The organism is Flavobacterium sp. IC2-16 (assembly GCF_055521455.1).
Map to the genome: position 1 here is coordinate 2,600,634 of NZ_CM145480.1, position 16,064 is coordinate 2,616,697.

The window sequence follows — 16,064 nt, forward strand, 5'->3', positions numbered from 1 at the left end:
TGTTGAAAGTTGGTACTTTCGTATGTGTATTTGTTATTCTTCTTTTTTGTTGTAACCTAATATATTTAGTACATCGTCGGCCGTTTGCATTTCTGAAAATACTTCAGTAGCAAGAATTCCGTTTTCGTCTCTATCAATTAAGATATGTTTAGGCTGCGGAATTAAACAGTGGTGAAGACCGCCAAAACCACCAATGGTTTCTTGGTATGCACCGGTATTGAAAAATCCAATATATAGTGGTTTTTCTTTATTGTATTTAGGTAGATAAACCGCATTCATGTGTTGTTCTGAGTTATAATAATCATCAGAATCACAAGTAAGACCACCTAGAAGTACTCTTTCGTAAGTGTCATTCCAGCGATTAACGGCCAACATAACAAAACGCTTATTGATGGCCCAAGTATCGGGTAGTGTAGTAATGAAAGAAGAGTCAATCATATTCCACTTTTCTCTGTCGTTTTGTTGTTTTTGATATAAAACTTCATAGATGGCACCACCTGATTCACCAACAGTAAACGATCCAAATTCTGTAAAAATATGAGGAACTGGAATGTCTGCTTCGTCACACGCAATTTTAATCTGATTCAAAATCTCTTGAATCATATATTGATAATCGTATTCAAAAGCTAATGAATTCTTGATTGGAAATCCACCACCAATATTTAAACTGTCTAGAGTAGGGCATTCTTTTTTCAAAGCAATGTACACTTTCATACATTTCAACAACTCATTCCAGTAATAGGCAGTGTCGCGAATACCAGTGTTGATAAAGAAGTGTAACATTTTTAGTTCCACGTTCTTGTTTTCTTGAATTTGTTTTCTGTAGAAAGGAACTATGTTTTTGTATCCAATTCCTAAACGCGATGTATAAAACTCAAATTTAGGTTCTTCTTCCGCAGCAATACGAATTCCGATTTTGAAATTTTTACCATCAATTTTTTCCTGTAATAAATCCAATTCTTCATAATTGTCAATTACCGGAATTGTACGACTATGACCATTGTTTATTAATCGGGCAATGTTGTCGATGTATTGCTCGCGTTTAAAACCGTTACAAACAACATAAGTGTTTTTGTTGATTTTTCCTTCTTCCATTAATTTTTCAACAATGTTAATGTCGAAAGCAGAAGAAGTTTCAATGTGAATATTGTTTTTAAAAGCTTCATTCATTACAAATTCGAAATGAGAACTTTTAGTACAGTAGCAATAGTAGTATTTACCTTCGTATTTGCTTTTTTCCATTGCTTTTCTAAACCAACCTTTTGCCTTGTTGATGTTATTGGAAATTGCAGGTAAATAAGTGAATTTTAATGGAGTGCCATATTGTTCTACCAATTTCATTAAATCGATATTATGAAATTGAAGATTGTCTTTGTTTAAAGTAAATTCTTCTTGAGGGAAGTAAAAAGTTTGATTGATTAAGTCGTAATATTTAGTGTTCATCAGAAACTATGTTGTTAAGATTATAAATTTAATAAAATATTTCCTAAAAACGACTGATTTTCAAACTCTTAAGTTAGCATAGACAATTTCTAACTCTTCGTGTATTGGATTAGCTAATTCTGAAGTGTTGAAATTATAACGGTTATTAGTGCAAAAAGCCGACAGCTGATGCTTTTGTAGCACACTGTTTTCTTTTATACTTGTACAAAATACATGTTGTATTTGCTGATTTTTTTTCATTGCCACAAATGTAAAAATATTACATCTAATTATTTTAAAAAAAATGCAAAAAAAATTATAATTTATAATCTGCAAAAGCCTTAAAAATAAGCTCGTTTGAAACAAACTGATTGATTTCAATAGTACCAATTCCTTTTAATAGAGCAAATTGAACTTTTCCGAACTCATTTTTTTTATCGTAAATAAGGTATTCGATTATTTTTTCGATATCCTCATTTGAAAATGTAATTGACTCAAAAATATCTGAAATGATGTATTTTATTTCTTGATAATCTTCGTTAGAAATTAACCCTTTTTCTTTAGAAATGTGTGCTTCCAAAATCATACCTACAGCGATTGCTTCACCGTGTAATAGTGTTGTTTTTGACTCGTCTTCTAAAAAATGACTTTCGATGGCGTGCCCTAAAGTATGACCGAAATTTAGTGATTTTCGGATGCCGTTTTCCGTTAAATCTTGTGAAACTATGTTGTTTTTTATTTCAACAGATTGATGAATTAAAGCGTCTAAATCTTCTGTACTTAAATCTTTTAGATTTTTAAATTTATTCCAATATTCTTTATCAAATATTAATCCGTGTTTAAGCATTTCGGCTAAACCAGAGCGCATTTCATTTTGAGGTAAAGTTTCTAAAAATGAGGTATCAATTAAAACCGCTTTTGGTGTTGTAATGGTTCCAATTTGATTTTTAAGGTTTCCTAAATCAACACCGTTTTTTCCGCCAACAGAGGCGTCTACCATTGCTAATAAGGTTGTTGGGATATTAATGTATTCGATACCACGTTTAAAAGTAGAGGCTACAAACCCACCTAAATCGGTTACAACACCTCCACCTAAATTCAATAGAATGCTTTTTCTGTCGCCACCTAGTTCGGTAAGGGCAGACCAGATTTGATAGCAAGTTTCTATGTTTTTGAATTGTTCACCCGATTCAAATTCAATAATTTCAATTTCGATTTCAGTAGCTAAATTGGCTAAAAAATTAGGCAAGCAAAATTCACTGGTCTTGGTGTCGGCTAATAGGAAAATTTTAGAATAAACCTCAGGCGTAAGCGTTTTGTTTAAAAAGTCGTAAATCGTTTCGTTAAAGTAAATCGAATATCCTTTGGCTTCTATTGTGTGCATTTTTATGGTGTTGTCAATCATAACGCAAAATAAGGTATTTTTTACCAAATATTTTTTAAACCCTGTGTATATTTGCAAACCGATTTACAACATAATTAATGGAAAAAATATTCAACAATACCGAAATAGCCTTTGCTTTAAAGAATAACCGTGAGCTAAATCGCGCTCATTTTTTGTTTAAAATGATTGGTAATCCTTCATTTGTAAAGGTTGGAACTTCACTAACTACTATTGCATTAAAACTTCATTTACCAGTTGAAGGATTAATAAGAAGTACCGTTTTTGATCATTTTTGTGGTGGTGTTAGTGAGGAAGATTGCTTGAAAGTGGTTGATGGAATGTATACCAAAAAAGTTTCTTCGGTTCTGGATTATTCGGTTGAAGGTAAAGAAGAAGAAGCTCAGTTTGATGCTGCTTTAGCTATGACTTTAAAAACAATTGAATTTGCAAAAGCGAAACAAGCTATTCCTTTTGCGGTGTTTAAACCTACGGGCGTTGGACGTCTTGATTTATATGCAAAAGTAGGAGAGAAGGTTGCTTTAACTGAAGCTGAAAAAGAAGAGTGGACTAGAATTGTAAATCGATTTGAAATTATATGCAAAACTGCTTTCGATAAAGATGTAATGATTTTAATCGATGCAGAAGAAAGTTGGATGCAGGATGCTGCTGATGATTTGGTTGCAGCTATGATGCTTAAATACAATAAAGAAAAAGCTTTGATTTTCAATACATTGCAAATGTATCGCTGGGATCGAATGGAGTATCTTAAAAAGTTATATGCACAAGCCAAGGAAGAGGGTTTTCATATTGGAATGAAAGTAGTTCGTGGCGCCTATATGGAAAAAGAGGCTAAGCGTGCAGCAGAAAAAGGATATAAAAATCCGATTTGTGAATCGAAACAAGCAACAGATGATAATTATGATACTTGTATAGCATTCATGATGCAGCATATTGATAATATGGCCATTTTTGCTGGAACCCATAATGAATTAAGCTCGTATAAACTGATGGATTTAATGCAGCAAAAAGGAATTGCTAAAAGTGATAATCGTATTTGGTTCGGACAACTTTATGGTATGAGTGATAACATCAGTTATAATTTAGCAGAAAACGGTTATAATGTGGCTAAATATTTGCCTTTCGGACCTGTTCGTGATGTTATGCCGTATTTAATTCGTCGTGCTCAAGAAAATACTTCAGTTGCTGGACAAACGGGAAGGGAATTGATGCTTCTCGAAACAGAAAAGAAAAGAAGAAAATTATAAGTAAAGAACTCTGAAGCAATTCAGAGTTTTTTTATATCCCATAAAATACGAGTAAAAGTATTAAGGGTAAAACGATTAAGTTTATTGCAAGAATTAGATAGGTATTAACGGATGCTCTTCGTAAAATTCGGTTAATCAATACAAGTGAAGCAAGTAAAATAACGAAGTAAGCTGCAAATATCAACCAGTTTCCTATGTTGTCCATCCATTTAAAGCTGTAATTTCCTTCGTCAATAAAAAACAGAAATTGTGTTACTAAAAAACTGTTTACAGCCGAGAATAAAAATGGTTTTGATTTCATTTTGAATATTTTTTACACTAACGTTTGTTGGTCGATTTTAGTATAAATAAAAAAAGCACTCAATATGAGTGCTTTTTTGTGGGCGATGAGGGGTTCGAACCCCCGACCCCCTCGGTGTAAACGAGGTGCTCTGAACCAGCTGAGCTAATCGCCCGTAATCAGTAACTGATTGCGAGTGCAAATATACACTCAATATTTGATTTTACAAGGATTTTGAAATAAAAATTAATTTTTTTTCACATCCTTTAAAAGAACTTTTTCAGAATAGTTAATCATCTCTATGGTAAGTTCTTCATTTTTAGTGTTTTTACCTTCGATGATATATAATTTTCCTTTTAGCTCGGGTTTGTTGCTTTTTGAGAAATCTACATCACCATCTTGTAAACAAGCTTTAATATCTTCTATAGTAACCCACTTTTCGTTTAATTTAGATTGAGCTTCTTTAGAAATCGTTAAAGGCTTATTTCGTAAATCTTTTAAAACTCTACAATTGGGTAAGTAGCAAAATTCGGTTTTCTTTTTTTGGAAGAAAAAAACCAAAAACATTCCGCCTAACATAAGTCCGAATAGGTAATAGGCAAGACGATGAACAAATTTCATATTAAATTATTTTCAGCAAAAATAAGGAAACAAATGAGTGTAGCCTAAAATACAATCAAATTAATATCTCGGTATTCAATATTAAACCAATCTGCAATTGATTTGTTGGTAAGAAGGCCGTGATACATGTACACACCATTTTTAAGTCCGCGATTGCATCGTATAGCGCTTTCAATACCACCATCTTCTGCAATTTGAAGTAAGAATGGAGTTATGATATTACTAATCGACATAGATGCCGTTTTAGAATATCTCGATGGAATATTAGGAACACAATAATGAATTACATCGTACTTTATAAAAGTAGGTTTTTCGTGAGTGGTTATTTCAGAGGTTTCAAAACAACCTCCAGTATCAATACTAACATCAACAATAACAGCTCCTTTTTTCATGTGTTCAACCATAGTTTCAGTAACAACAACTGGAGTTCTGTTGTTTCCTCTTAAGGCGCCAATTGCTACATCGCAGCGCATTAATGATTTTAGAAGTGATTTTTCTTGAATTGTTGACGTGAAAATTCTATTGTTTAAAGCATTTTGTAATCGACGTAATTTTGTAATCGAATTATCGAATACTTTTACACTAGCACCAAGGCCAAGTGCTGTTCGTGCAGCATATTCTGCAACTGTTCCCGATCCTAAAATTACAATTTCAGTAGGGCGAACACCTGTAATATTTCCGAAAAGCATTCCTTTTCCAATGCTCTGATTGATCATTAATTCTGATGCGATTAAAACCGAAGCAGTACCTGCAATTTCTGAAAGAGAACGAACAGCCGGAAAAGAACCATCTTCATCTTTAATAAATTCGAAAGCCAATGAAGTTATGCGTTTCGTAGCAAGGGCTTCAAAATAGTTTTTTTTCTGCGTTTTGATTTGTAGAGCCGAAATCACAATCGTTTGAGGATTAATCATTTCGATTTCTTCCAGAGTTGGGGGTTCTACTTTTAAAAGCATCGGACAGCCAAACACTTTTTTAGTATCGCTTGTTATTTCTGCACCGGCATCACTATATTCTTTGTCGGAATAACTTGCACTTGTTCCTGCACCTGATTCCAGTAACACACGATGCCCGTGGTAGGTAAGAGAGGCTACAGCATCTGGAGTAAGACAAATTCTTCTTTCCTGATAACATGTTTCCTTTGGAATTCCAATAAAAAGCTCACTTTTTCGCTTCATTACTTCCAACTTCTCTTCCTGCGGAATAAGTTGTTGCGTGGTAAAAGGTGTTATAGGCATGATGTTGTGAATGTTTGGTCCAAGTTACAAAAAAATAAGAAACAATATTTATTTGAGTATTAAAATACGATTCCCATTAGGTAGCTGTTTTATATGGATAGAAGCATGATCTAACGGAATTAAATTAGGTGTTTTTTCAGGCCATTCGATAAAGCACCAATTTCCGGAATAGAAATATTCATCTATACCCATATCGTATGCTTCTTCTTCCGAATTCAAACGATATAAATCGAAATGATAAACAATATCACCGTTTTCGGCTCTGTATTCATTAACTAAAGAAAAAGTGGGGCTTGAAGTCATATCGTTTACACCCAATTCTTTAACTAATGCTTTAATAAGAGTTGTTTTGCCAACACCCATATTGGCATGAAACGTAATAACTTTTTTAATAGGTTGCGACAAGATTTGTTTGGCTACATCTTGTATTTCATCTAAAGAGAATGTAATCTCCACGGCTTCATTCATATAAAAAAAAGGAATTAATCTTCGCACTCAAATGTAGTAAAAACTACATAATTACAAAGATTAATTCCTACAAATCTAAAAATCAGTTAAAAAGAACGATTATTTTGGTTCAAGAACTAGAAACGGAATAATCATTTCTTCCAGTGAAATACCGCCGTGTTGATAGGTGTTTCTGTAATAACTTACGTAATGATTAAAGTTGTTTACATATGCCAAAAACAAATCATTTTTAGCAAAAATAAACGAGCTACTCATGTTGATAGCGGGTAATCCAATTTTTTTAGGATCTTTCACCGCATACACATCTTTATCTTCATAGGTCAAACTACGTCCAGTTTTATAACGTAAATTCAAACTTGTTTGTTTGTCGCCAATAACTTTAGAAGGATTTTTACAATTTATTGTACCGTGATCGGTTGTTAAAATCAATCTAAAACCTTGTTGTTGCGCTTGCTGAATAATTTCAAACAACGGTGAGTTTTTAAACCAACTTAATGTTAAAGAGCGATAGGCTTTATCGTTTGATGCTAATTCTTTTACTACATCCATTTCGGTTTTAGCGTGCGAAAGCATATCAACAAAATTATAAACTACTGTAGTTAAATCGTTGCCACGTAGTCCTTTAAAGTTGTCAACTAATTTTTTACCATCTTTAAAACTGGTAATCTTATAGTATTCTTGCTTAATATCAAGGCGTAATCGCTTAATTTGTTCGGTCAAGAAATCCGATTCATAAAGGTTTTTACCGCCTTCATCTACGTCATTTTTCCAGAAATTTGGAAAGTTTTTCTCCATTTCCAAAGGCGTCATGCCTGAAAATATGGCGTTACGAGCATATTGTGTTGCTGTTGGAAGAATAGAGAAGTAGCTGGTTTCTTTTTCTAGTTTGTAATGATTGTTTACAACACTTTCGAAAGATTTCCACTGATCGTATCTTAAATTATCAATAACAACGAAAAGAATAGGTTTGTCTTTTTTTCTAATTTCAGGAAGAACTAACTTTCTAAAAATTTCATGCGATAAAATAGGTCTGTTTTCTTCAGAAGTAAACCATTTCTCGTAATTTTTTTCGATAAATTTCCCAAACTGCGAATTGGCTTCTAGTTTCTGACTTTCCAATATCTCAATCATACTCTGATCTTCAATGTTTTCAAGTTCAATTTCCCAAAAAATTAAACGTTTGTATAAATCAACCCAATCTTCATAGGTGTTTACCATAGCCATATCCATAGCTATTTTTCTAAACTCTTTTTGATAGTCTAACGTTGTTTTTTCCGACACCAAACGAGAATGATCTAGGTTCTTTTTTAGACTTAAAAGAATTTGGTTGGGATTTACTGGTTTTATTAGGTAATCGGCAATTTTAGAACCAATTGCTTCTTCCATAATGTATTCTTCTTCACTTTTTGTAATCATTATTACTGGTGTCGCCGATTTCTTCTCTTTAATTTCAGAAAGCGTTTCTAGACCACTCAATCCGGGCATATTTTCATCTAGAAAAACGATGTCGAAATTTTCATCATCAAACAAATCAATGGCGTCCTGACCGTTGTTACACGTAGTTACATGGTAGCCTTTTTTTTCTAAAAATAATATATGTGGCTTTAATAAATCGATTTCGTCATCGACCCAAAGTATTTTTATTTGACTCATTGTAGTTATATTGAATTTCGATTGCAAGTTATACTTTTATCAACGGATTGTGGTTAAAATTATTGTAAAAATCTTATTAAAAGTAAAAATAATACAGCATTTAAAAAGTGCCAACTTTATTAGGTTTTTCTTATATTTGTGAAAATACAGATTACGTGAGTCAGATTAACAAGCTTAAAATTCTTAATGACCCTATTTATGGTTTTATAACCATTCCCAATACATTAATTTACGATTTAATACAACATCCTTATTTTCAAAGACTTCGTAGGATTTCCCAAATGGGCATGTCGTATTTGGTTTATCCGGGTGCACATCATACCCGATTTCATCATGCTTTAGGTTGTATGCATTTAATGCAAAAAGCCGTTCAAACATTACGTTTTAAAGGTGTTGTGATTTCGGAAGAAGAAGAGACTGCTCTTTACATTGCTATTTTACTGCACGATATTGGTCATGGCCCTTTTTCACACGCTATGGAACATAGTATTGTAGAAGATGTGCAACACGAGGAAATTTCTTTGTTGTTCATGAATAAACTGAATGAAGAATTTCATGGAAAATTAGCTTTAGCTATTAAAATATTTAAAGGAGATTATCACAGGCGCTTTATGTTACAACTAATTTCAAGTCAGTTGGATATGGATCGAATGGATTATTTAAAGCGCGATAGTTTTTATAGCGGTGTTGCTGAAGGAAACATCAATTCGGAACGTTTGATACAAATGATGAATGTAGAAAACGATGTTTTGGTTATTGAAGAGAAAGGAATTTATTCAGTAGAAAAATTCTTGGTAGCAAGACGTCTAATGTACTGGCAGGCATATTTACACAAAACTAGTGTTGTTGCCGAATTAACGCTTACTAAAATTTTAAAAAGAGCTAAAGAGTTAACTCAAAATGGTGTAGCGCTTTCTTGTAGTGATCCGTTACTATTTTTCATGCAACATAAAATCGATTTAGAGTCATTTAAAGCTGATGTTTTAAATAGATTTTCTCTGTTAGACGATTTCGATATTGTTAGTGCTATTAAAAACTGGCAGTTTAACGATGATAAAGTCTTGTCGGCATTAAGCACGATGATTATTAATCGGGATTTGTTGAAAATTCAAATGACCGAAGAAAAAGTTTCAAAAGAGCGATTGGCCGAACTAAAACTATTGTGTAAAGAAAAATATGGTTTGAACGATAAAGAGGTTGATTATTTTGTTTTCAAAGGAAAAATAAAAAATCAGGCCTATAATAAAACGGGAGAGCCTATTCATATTTTGAAAAAAGACAGAAGTGTAGAGGATGTGGTAGAAGCTTCAGATCAATTGCATTTAAAAGCTTTATCGAAACCAGTAACCAAATATTTTATATGCTTTCCAAAAGTATTGTTGGAAGCTTAACATTTGATTAAATTTTATATTTTTGCAAGGATGAAACGAGCGACATTACTATATACAAAAAATATATCTTGCGAGTTTCATCTTATACCGATGATAAACGAAATCTTATAAGATGAAATTTACAGCAGAACAAATAGCGGGTATTTTGCAAGGTGAAGTTGTAGGAAATCCGAATGTAGAAGTTTTTAAACTCTCGAAAATAGAGGAAGGAACTGAAGGGTCGCTTACATTTTTAGCCAATCCAAAATACATAAATTACATATATTCTACCAAAGCGTCAATTACAATTGTTAACGCTTCATTCATTCCAGAACAGGAAATTACAACCACACTTATTAAGGTTGAAGATGCCTATAAATCGTTTTCCAAACTTTTAGAATACTACAATCAGGTTAAATTAATGAAATCGGGTATTGAACAACCTTCAGTGATTTCAGACAATGTAACTTATGGTGAAAATCTATACCTTGGAAGCTTTTGTTATATTGGAAAAAATGTAACTATTGGTAACGATGTTAAAATTTATCCAAACAGTTTTATTGGGGATAATGTTGTAATTGGAGACGGAACAGTTTTATTTGCAGGCGCAAGAATTTATTCTGAAACTGAAATAGGAAAAAACTGTACTATACATTCTGGAACTATTGTTGGTTCAGATGGTTTTGGTTTTGCACCTCAGGAAGACGGTACTTTTGCTAAAGTGCCACAAATTGGAAATGTAATCATTGAAGATAATGTTGAAATTGGAGCATGCTCAACTATAGACCGTGCAACTTTAGGATCAACAATTATTCGAAAAGGTGTGAAGCTTGATAATCAAATTCAAATTGCTCACAATGTTGAAATTGGTGAGAATACTGTAATTGCCTCACAAACAGGTGTTGCGGGTTCAACCAAAATTGGAAAAAATTGCATGATTGGAGGGCAAGTTGGAATAGTAGGCCATATTACCATTGGTGATAATGTAAAAATTCAAGCGCAGTCTGGTGTAGGAAGAACAGTTAAAGACAACGAAACAATTCAAGGAAGTCCAGCTTTTGGATATGGAGATTTTAATAAATCGTATGTACATTTTAAAAATCTTCCTAAAATTGTAAACGATCTTCACCAAGTGAAGAAAGAAATTAATGAAACAAACTAAAATTAAATACAAAAACCATGGTTAAGCAAAAAACCATTCAAAACGAGATTACTTTAAAAGGGGTAGGTTTACATACCGGTCAAGAAGTAACAATGACATTCAAACCGGCACCTGTTAACAACGGCTTTACATTTGTTCGTGTTGATTTGGAAGGGCAACCTGTTATTGAAGCTGACGCTAATTATGTAGTAACTACACAACGCGGTACAAATCTTGAGAAATTAGGAGTAAAAATCCAAACTTCAGAGCATGTGCTTGCTGCTTTTGTGGGGTGTGATATTGATAATGCTATAATTGAATTGAATGCTTCTGAGCCTCCAATCATGGATGGTTCATCGAAATATTTTGTTGAAGCAATTGAAAAAGCGGGTGTTGTTGAGCAAGATGCTGAACGTTGTGTTTATGTAGTAAAAGAAGTTATTTCGTATACTGATGAAGCAACAGGAAGTGAAATCACAGTTATTCCTGCCGATGATTATCAGGTTACTGCAATGGTAGATTTTGGAACTAAAGTTTTAGGTACTCAAAATGCGACTATGAAGTCCATTTCTGAGTTTAAAGAAGAAATCGCGAATTGTAGAACATTTAGCTTTTTACACGAACTTGAAGGTCTTTTAGAGCATGGTTTAATTAAAGGTGGAGATTTAAACAACGCAATTGTTTATGTTGATAAAGACATCTCACTAGAAACTATGGAGCGTTTAAAAGTGGCTTTTGGTAAAGATAAAATTAGTGTTAAGCCTAACGGAATTCTGGATAACTTAACCTTGCATTTTCCAAATGAAGCGGCACGTCATAAATTATTAGATGTAGTAGGGGATTTGGCCTTAATTGGTATTCGTATCAAAGGAAAAGTAATCGCTAACAAACCTGGGCATTTTGTAAATACTATGTTTGCTAAAAAAATGTATAAGATTATCAAAAACGAACAAAAAAATCATGTTCCGGTTTTTGATTTACACAAAGAGCCTTTGATGGATGTTACAAAAATCCAATCGATGTTGCCTCACCGTTATCCGTTTATTTTAGTGGATAAAATTTTAGAAATGTCTGAAACACATGTGGTTGGATTGAAAAATGTAACCATGAATGAGCAGTTTTTCGTAGGACATTTTCCTGGAGCACCAGTAATGCCGGGAGTTTTGATTATTGAAGCAATGGCGCAAACTGGTGGTATTTTAATTTTAAGTACTGTTCCTGATCCAGAAAATTATCTGACCTATTTTATGAAAATTGATAATGTTAAATTTAAACATAAAGTGCTACCAGGAGATACTTTAATTTTTAAATTGGAGTTATTATCGCCAATTCGTCGCGGAATTTGCCATATGCAAGCAAGTGCTTATGCTAATGGTAAATTAGTAACAGAAGCAGAATTAATGGCACAAATTGTAAAAAAGAACTAACACATTACTTATGAATCAACCTTTAGCATATGTTCATCCGGGTGCAAAAATTGCCAAAAATGTGGTAATTGAACCTTTTACAACCATTCATAATAATGTTGAAATAGGTGAAGGAACTTGGATAGGTTCTAATGTAACCATCATGGAAGGTGCAAGAATTGGTAAAAATTGTAATATTTTTCCAGGAGCAGTAATATCTGCAGTGCCTCAAGATTTAAAATTTGGTGGTGAAGAATCACTTGCAATAATTGGAGATAACACTACTATTAGAGAGTGTGTTACGGTTAACAGAGGTACAATTGCATCTGGTCAAACCAAAATTGGAAAAAACTGTCTGGTAATGGCAACTGCTCACATTGCTCACGATTGTCATATTGGTGATAATGCCATTATCGTTAATGGTGTTGCTCTTGCAGGACATGTTATAGTGGGGGATTATGCAGTTATTGGAGGATTAGCAGCTATTCACCAGTTTATTCATATTGGTGATCATGCAATGGTTTCCGGAGGTTCTTTAGTTCGTAAAGATGTACCACCTTTTACAAAAGCTGCTAAAGAGCCGCTTTCTTATGTTGGAATCAACTCTGTAGGTTTGCGTAGAAGAGGTTTTACAACTGAAAAAATCAGAGAAATTCAAGATATTTACCGAATTTTATATCAAAAAAATTACAACACAACCCAAGCTTTAAGCATCATTGAAGCAGAAATGGAAGCAACTCCAGAACGTGATGATATCATCATGTTCATTCGTAATTCTTCTCGTGGAATTATGAAAGGATACAGTGGAGGTTCTTTTTAATTAGTAACGTAACAAATACAATAATAAATATAATGGCAACTACAGCAGATATCAGAAACGGATTATGCATTAAATTTAATCACGATATTTACAAAATCGTTGAATTCTTACATGTAAAACCTGGTAAAGGACCAGCTTTCGTAAGAACTAAACTTAAAAGCTTAACTAACGGGAAAGTTTTAGATAATACTTTTTCTGCAGGACATAAAATTGATGTGGTTCGTGTAGAAACTCATACATTCCAATACTTATATGCAGAAGGTGCAGATTTTCACTTCATGAATACTGAAACTTTCGAGCAAATTTCTTTAAATAAAGACATTCTTGATGCTCCAGATTTATTAAAAGAAGGAACTAATGTAATGGTTCAAATCAATGCAGAAACGGAAGCTCCGCTTGCTGTAGATATGCCTGCATCGGTTGTTCTTGAAATCACGTATACAGAGCCAGGTGTTAAAGGTAATACAGCAACAAATGCAACTAAACCTGCTACAGTAGAAACGGGTGCTCAAATTAACGTTCCTTTATTCATTAACGAAGGTGATAAAGTTAAAATTGATACAGCTACCGGATCTTACATGGAGCGTGTAAAAGAGTAATATTTTACAGTATTCAGTAATTAGTGTTCAGTTGGTTTTATCTGAATGCTGAGCGCTGACTGCCTTTACTGAACACTAAATAATATGAAGTTTTCTAAAAAACATACTTTACAAGAAATTGCCAATATAATCCAATGTGACTATGTTGGCAATTCTGATTTTCCGGTATTAGGCATGAATGAAATTCATGTTGTTGAGCCTGGAGATATCGTTTTTGTAGACCATCCCAAATACTACGACAAAGCCTTGCAATCGGCTGCAACCATAGTATTGATTAACAAAAAAGTAGATTGTCCTGAAGGAAAAGCACTTTTAATTTCAGATGATCCATTTCGTGATTTCAATACGTTGACGAAACATTTTAGGCCGTTTCAATCCTCCTCTGTTGCTGTTTCAGATTCAGCAGTTATCGGAGAAGGAACAATAATTCAGCCAAATTGTTTTATCGGCAATAATGTCACTATTGGTAAGAATTGCTTAATTCATGCTAATGTTGTTATATACGACAATAGCGTGATTGGCGATAATGTTATTATTCATTCAGGAAGTATTTTAGGTGCCGATGCTTTTTATTATAAAAAACGTCCTGAAGGTTTTGATCAATTATTATCGGGTGGTAGAGTTGTTATCGAAGACAATGTAGGTATTGGTGCATTATGTACCATCGATAAAGGTGTTACTGGAGATACTACAATTGGAGCAGGTACAAAAATAGACAACCAGGTGCACGTGGGTCACGATACCATCATTGGTAAAAAATGCTTGATTGCATCTCAAACTGGAATTGCTGGTTGTGTGGTTATTGAAGACGAAGTAACGCTTTGGGGTCAAGTTGGAACTACAAGTGGTATCACTATTGGTGAGAAAGCGGTAATTTTAGGACAAACTGGTGTTACTAAATCTGTTGAAGGTGGAAAAACATATTTTGGTACCCCAATAGAGGAGTCGCGTGAAAAACTTAAGCAATTGGCTAATGTTAAGAAAATCCCAGAAATATTAAATAAACTAAATAAAAATGACGGCTAAAGAACTTGTTACTTCTTTTTATCAATCGGATGCTTTACGAGATAAAGATGTTGTAGAGCGTTTTTTTCATGAGGATATGCAATTTGATTGGCACAGCTCTAAAGGATTTCTTAAAATGGGTAAAACTGATTTTAAAGAATTAGCTGTCGAAATGAAACGTTCGTATACATCGTCTCGTATTGAAATATCTCATGTGATTGAAGAAAATAACACGGTTTCTATTCGTTTTACCTATTTTGTTACACCAATTGAGAGTCCGAATGAAGAAGCAGTTTTAGCTCATTTTATGACGATTTGGGAAATAAAGGACAATAAATTGTATCGCGGATTTCAAATGAGTCAATTAGGCTAATTCTTTTTAAAAATCTTAAAAGTTTATGTCAAAATAGTTTAGATATTTCTATCAAAAGTCTATTTTTGCATTGCAAATTTTCAAACAACATAAAAAACAATATCATGAGTGTTTTAGTAAATAAGAATTCTAAAATAATTGTTCAAGGTTTTACAGGTAGTGAAGGTACTTTTCACGCTTCTCAAATGATTGAATACGGAACAAACGTTGTAGGTGGTGTAACTCCAGGTAAAGGAGGAACTATGCACTTAGATCGTCCTGTGTTTAATACTGTTAAAGATGCTGTTGATAAAGCAGGAGCAGACACTTCAATTATTTTCGTACCACCAGCTTTTGCTGCAGATGCTATTATGGAAGCTGCAGACGCGGGTATCAAAGTAATTATCTGTATTACTGAAGGAATTCCTGTTGCAGACATGATAAAAGCATACGATTACATCAAAACAAGAGATTGTCGTTTAGTAGGTCCAAACTGTCCAGGAGTTATTACTCCAGAAGAAGCAAAAGTTGGTATTATGCCAGGTTTCGTTTTCAAAAAAGGAAAAGTAGGTATCGTTTCTAAATCAGGAACTTTAACATACGAAGCTGCTGATCAAGTAGTTCGTCAAGGTTTTGGTATTACTACAGCTATCGGAATTGGTGGAGATCCAATCATCGGAACAACCACAAAAGAAGCTGTTGAATTATTAATGAATGACCCAGAAACAGAACTAATCATTATGATTGGTGAAATCGGTGGTCAATTAGAAGCAGATGCTGCACGTTGGGTTAAAGCTGACGGTAACAGAAAACCAGTTGTAGGTTTCATCGCTGGTGAAACAGCTCCAAAAGGACGTACAATGGGTCATGCTGGTGCTATTGTTGGTGGTGCTGATGATACAGCTGAAGCTAAAAAACGCATTATGAGAGAAAACGGAATTCACGTTGTAGATTCTCCTGCTGAAATTGGTAAAAAAGTTAAAGAAGTTATCGGATAATTTTCGATTATCATACAATACAAAAGCCCTGCATACAGCAGG

Annotated in this window: 16 protein-coding genes and 1 tRNA gene; 9 read left to right on the forward strand and 8 right to left on the reverse strand. The window is 33.5% G+C overall.

Annotation, left to right across the window (positions count from 1 at the left end):
* Positions 1-33: 33 nt before the first annotated feature.
* On the reverse strand, positions 34-1,443 hold the full coding sequence (locus ACZ1JT_RS12085) for an arginine decarboxylase (protein ID WP_465094079.1): 1,410 nt from the start codon (positions 1,441-1,443) through the stop codon (positions 34-36).
* Positions 1,444-1,738: 295 nt separating this feature from the next.
* Entirely contained in the window at positions 1,739-2,806 is a 1,068-nt protein-coding gene (aroB, locus tag ACZ1JT_RS12090; protein ID WP_465094080.1) for a 3-dehydroquinate synthase, read from the reverse strand.
* A gap of 98 nt (positions 2,807-2,904) precedes the next feature.
* On the opposite strand from aroB, the gene ACZ1JT_RS12095 reads away from it, so the two are divergent.
* Positions 2,905-4,071 carry a proline dehydrogenase family protein gene (locus ACZ1JT_RS12095; RefSeq protein WP_465094081.1) on the forward strand — a complete coding sequence of 389 codons (1,167 nt, stop codon included), beginning with the start codon at positions 2,905-2,907 and terminating at the stop codon, positions 4,069-4,071.
* A gap of 31 nt (positions 4,072-4,102) precedes the next feature.
* On the opposite strand, the gene ACZ1JT_RS12100 is transcribed toward ACZ1JT_RS12095, so the two are convergent.
* The 6 genes from ACZ1JT_RS12100 to porX all read right to left on the reverse strand — a co-directional run bounded on the left by ACZ1JT_RS12100 (position 4,103) and on the right by porX (position 8,331).
* The gene (locus tag ACZ1JT_RS12100) at positions 4,103-4,372 is read right to left on the reverse strand and encodes a hypothetical protein (RefSeq protein WP_465094082.1); all 270 of its coding nucleotides are present in this window, start codon (positions 4,370-4,372) and stop codon (positions 4,103-4,105) included.
* A 79-nt stretch (positions 4,373-4,451) separates the two neighbouring features.
* A tRNA-Val gene (locus tag ACZ1JT_RS12105) sits at positions 4,452-4,526 on the reverse strand.
* A gap of 71 nt (positions 4,527-4,597) precedes the next feature.
* Positions 4,598-4,972 carry a DUF4258 domain-containing protein gene (locus tag ACZ1JT_RS12110; protein ID WP_465094083.1) on the reverse strand — a complete coding sequence of 125 codons (375 nt, stop codon included), beginning with the start codon at positions 4,970-4,972 and terminating at the stop codon, positions 4,598-4,600.
* Between the two features lie 44 nt (positions 4,973-5,016).
* Positions 5,017-6,210: an alanine dehydrogenase gene (locus ACZ1JT_RS12115; RefSeq protein WP_465094084.1), complete on the reverse strand. Its 1,194-nt coding sequence runs from the start codon at positions 6,208-6,210 to the stop codon at positions 5,017-5,019.
* Between the two features lie 48 nt (positions 6,211-6,258).
* Positions 6,259-6,678, reverse strand: a complete 420-nt coding sequence (gene tsaE, locus ACZ1JT_RS12120; protein ID WP_465094085.1) for a tRNA (adenosine(37)-N6)-threonylcarbamoyltransferase complex ATPase subunit type 1 TsaE — start codon at positions 6,676-6,678, stop codon at positions 6,259-6,261.
* A 99-nt stretch (positions 6,679-6,777) separates the two neighbouring features.
* A complete protein-coding gene (porX, locus tag ACZ1JT_RS12125) occupies positions 6,778-8,331 on the reverse strand; it encodes a T9SS response regulator signal transducer PorX (protein WP_465094086.1) in 1,554 nt (517 codons plus the stop codon).
* Between the two features lie 155 nt (positions 8,332-8,486).
* On the opposite strand from porX, the gene ACZ1JT_RS12130 reads away from it, so the two are divergent.
* The 8 genes from ACZ1JT_RS12130 to sucD all read left to right on the forward strand — a co-directional run bounded on the left by ACZ1JT_RS12130 (position 8,487) and on the right by sucD (position 16,022).
* Positions 8,487-9,722 (forward strand): HD domain-containing protein, encoded by a 1,236-nt coding sequence (locus ACZ1JT_RS12130; RefSeq protein WP_465095296.1) that lies wholly within the window; start codon positions 8,487-8,489, stop codon positions 9,720-9,722.
* 112 nt (positions 9,723-9,834) lie between these two features.
* Positions 9,835-10,863: a UDP-3-O-(3-hydroxymyristoyl)glucosamine N-acyltransferase gene (lpxD, locus tag ACZ1JT_RS12135; protein WP_465094087.1), complete on the forward strand. Its 1,029-nt coding sequence runs from the start codon at positions 9,835-9,837 to the stop codon at positions 10,861-10,863.
* A 17-nt stretch (positions 10,864-10,880) separates the two neighbouring features.
* Complete coding sequence (locus tag ACZ1JT_RS12140; RefSeq protein WP_465094088.1) at positions 10,881-12,269, forward strand: bifunctional UDP-3-O-[3-hydroxymyristoyl] N-acetylglucosamine deacetylase/3-hydroxyacyl-ACP dehydratase; 1,389 nt, start codon at positions 10,881-10,883, stop codon at positions 12,267-12,269.
* A gap of 10 nt (positions 12,270-12,279) precedes the next feature.
* Positions 12,280-13,068 (forward strand): acyl-ACP--UDP-N-acetylglucosamine O-acyltransferase, encoded by a 789-nt coding sequence (lpxA, locus tag ACZ1JT_RS12145; RefSeq protein ID WP_465094089.1) that lies wholly within the window; start codon positions 12,280-12,282, stop codon positions 13,066-13,068.
* A 32-nt stretch (positions 13,069-13,100) separates the two neighbouring features.
* Complete coding sequence (efp, locus tag ACZ1JT_RS12150) at positions 13,101-13,667, forward strand: elongation factor P (RefSeq protein WP_465094090.1); 567 nt, start codon at positions 13,101-13,103, stop codon at positions 13,665-13,667.
* An 84-nt stretch (positions 13,668-13,751) separates the two neighbouring features.
* On the forward strand, positions 13,752-14,693 hold the full coding sequence (locus tag ACZ1JT_RS12155; protein WP_465094091.1) for a UDP-3-O-(3-hydroxymyristoyl)glucosamine N-acyltransferase: 942 nt from the start codon (positions 13,752-13,754) through the stop codon (positions 14,691-14,693).
* A complete protein-coding gene (locus ACZ1JT_RS12160; RefSeq protein WP_465094092.1) occupies positions 14,683-15,045 on the forward strand; it encodes a nuclear transport factor 2 family protein in 363 nt (120 codons plus the stop codon). Before ACZ1JT_RS12155 ends, ACZ1JT_RS12160 begins: the two co-directional genes overlap by 11 nt.
* Positions 15,046-15,149: 104 nt before the next feature.
* Positions 15,150-16,022, forward strand: a complete 873-nt coding sequence (gene sucD, locus ACZ1JT_RS12165) for a succinate--CoA ligase subunit alpha (protein ID WP_465094093.1) — start codon at positions 15,150-15,152, stop codon at positions 16,020-16,022.
* Positions 16,023-16,064: the final 42 nt, after the last annotated feature.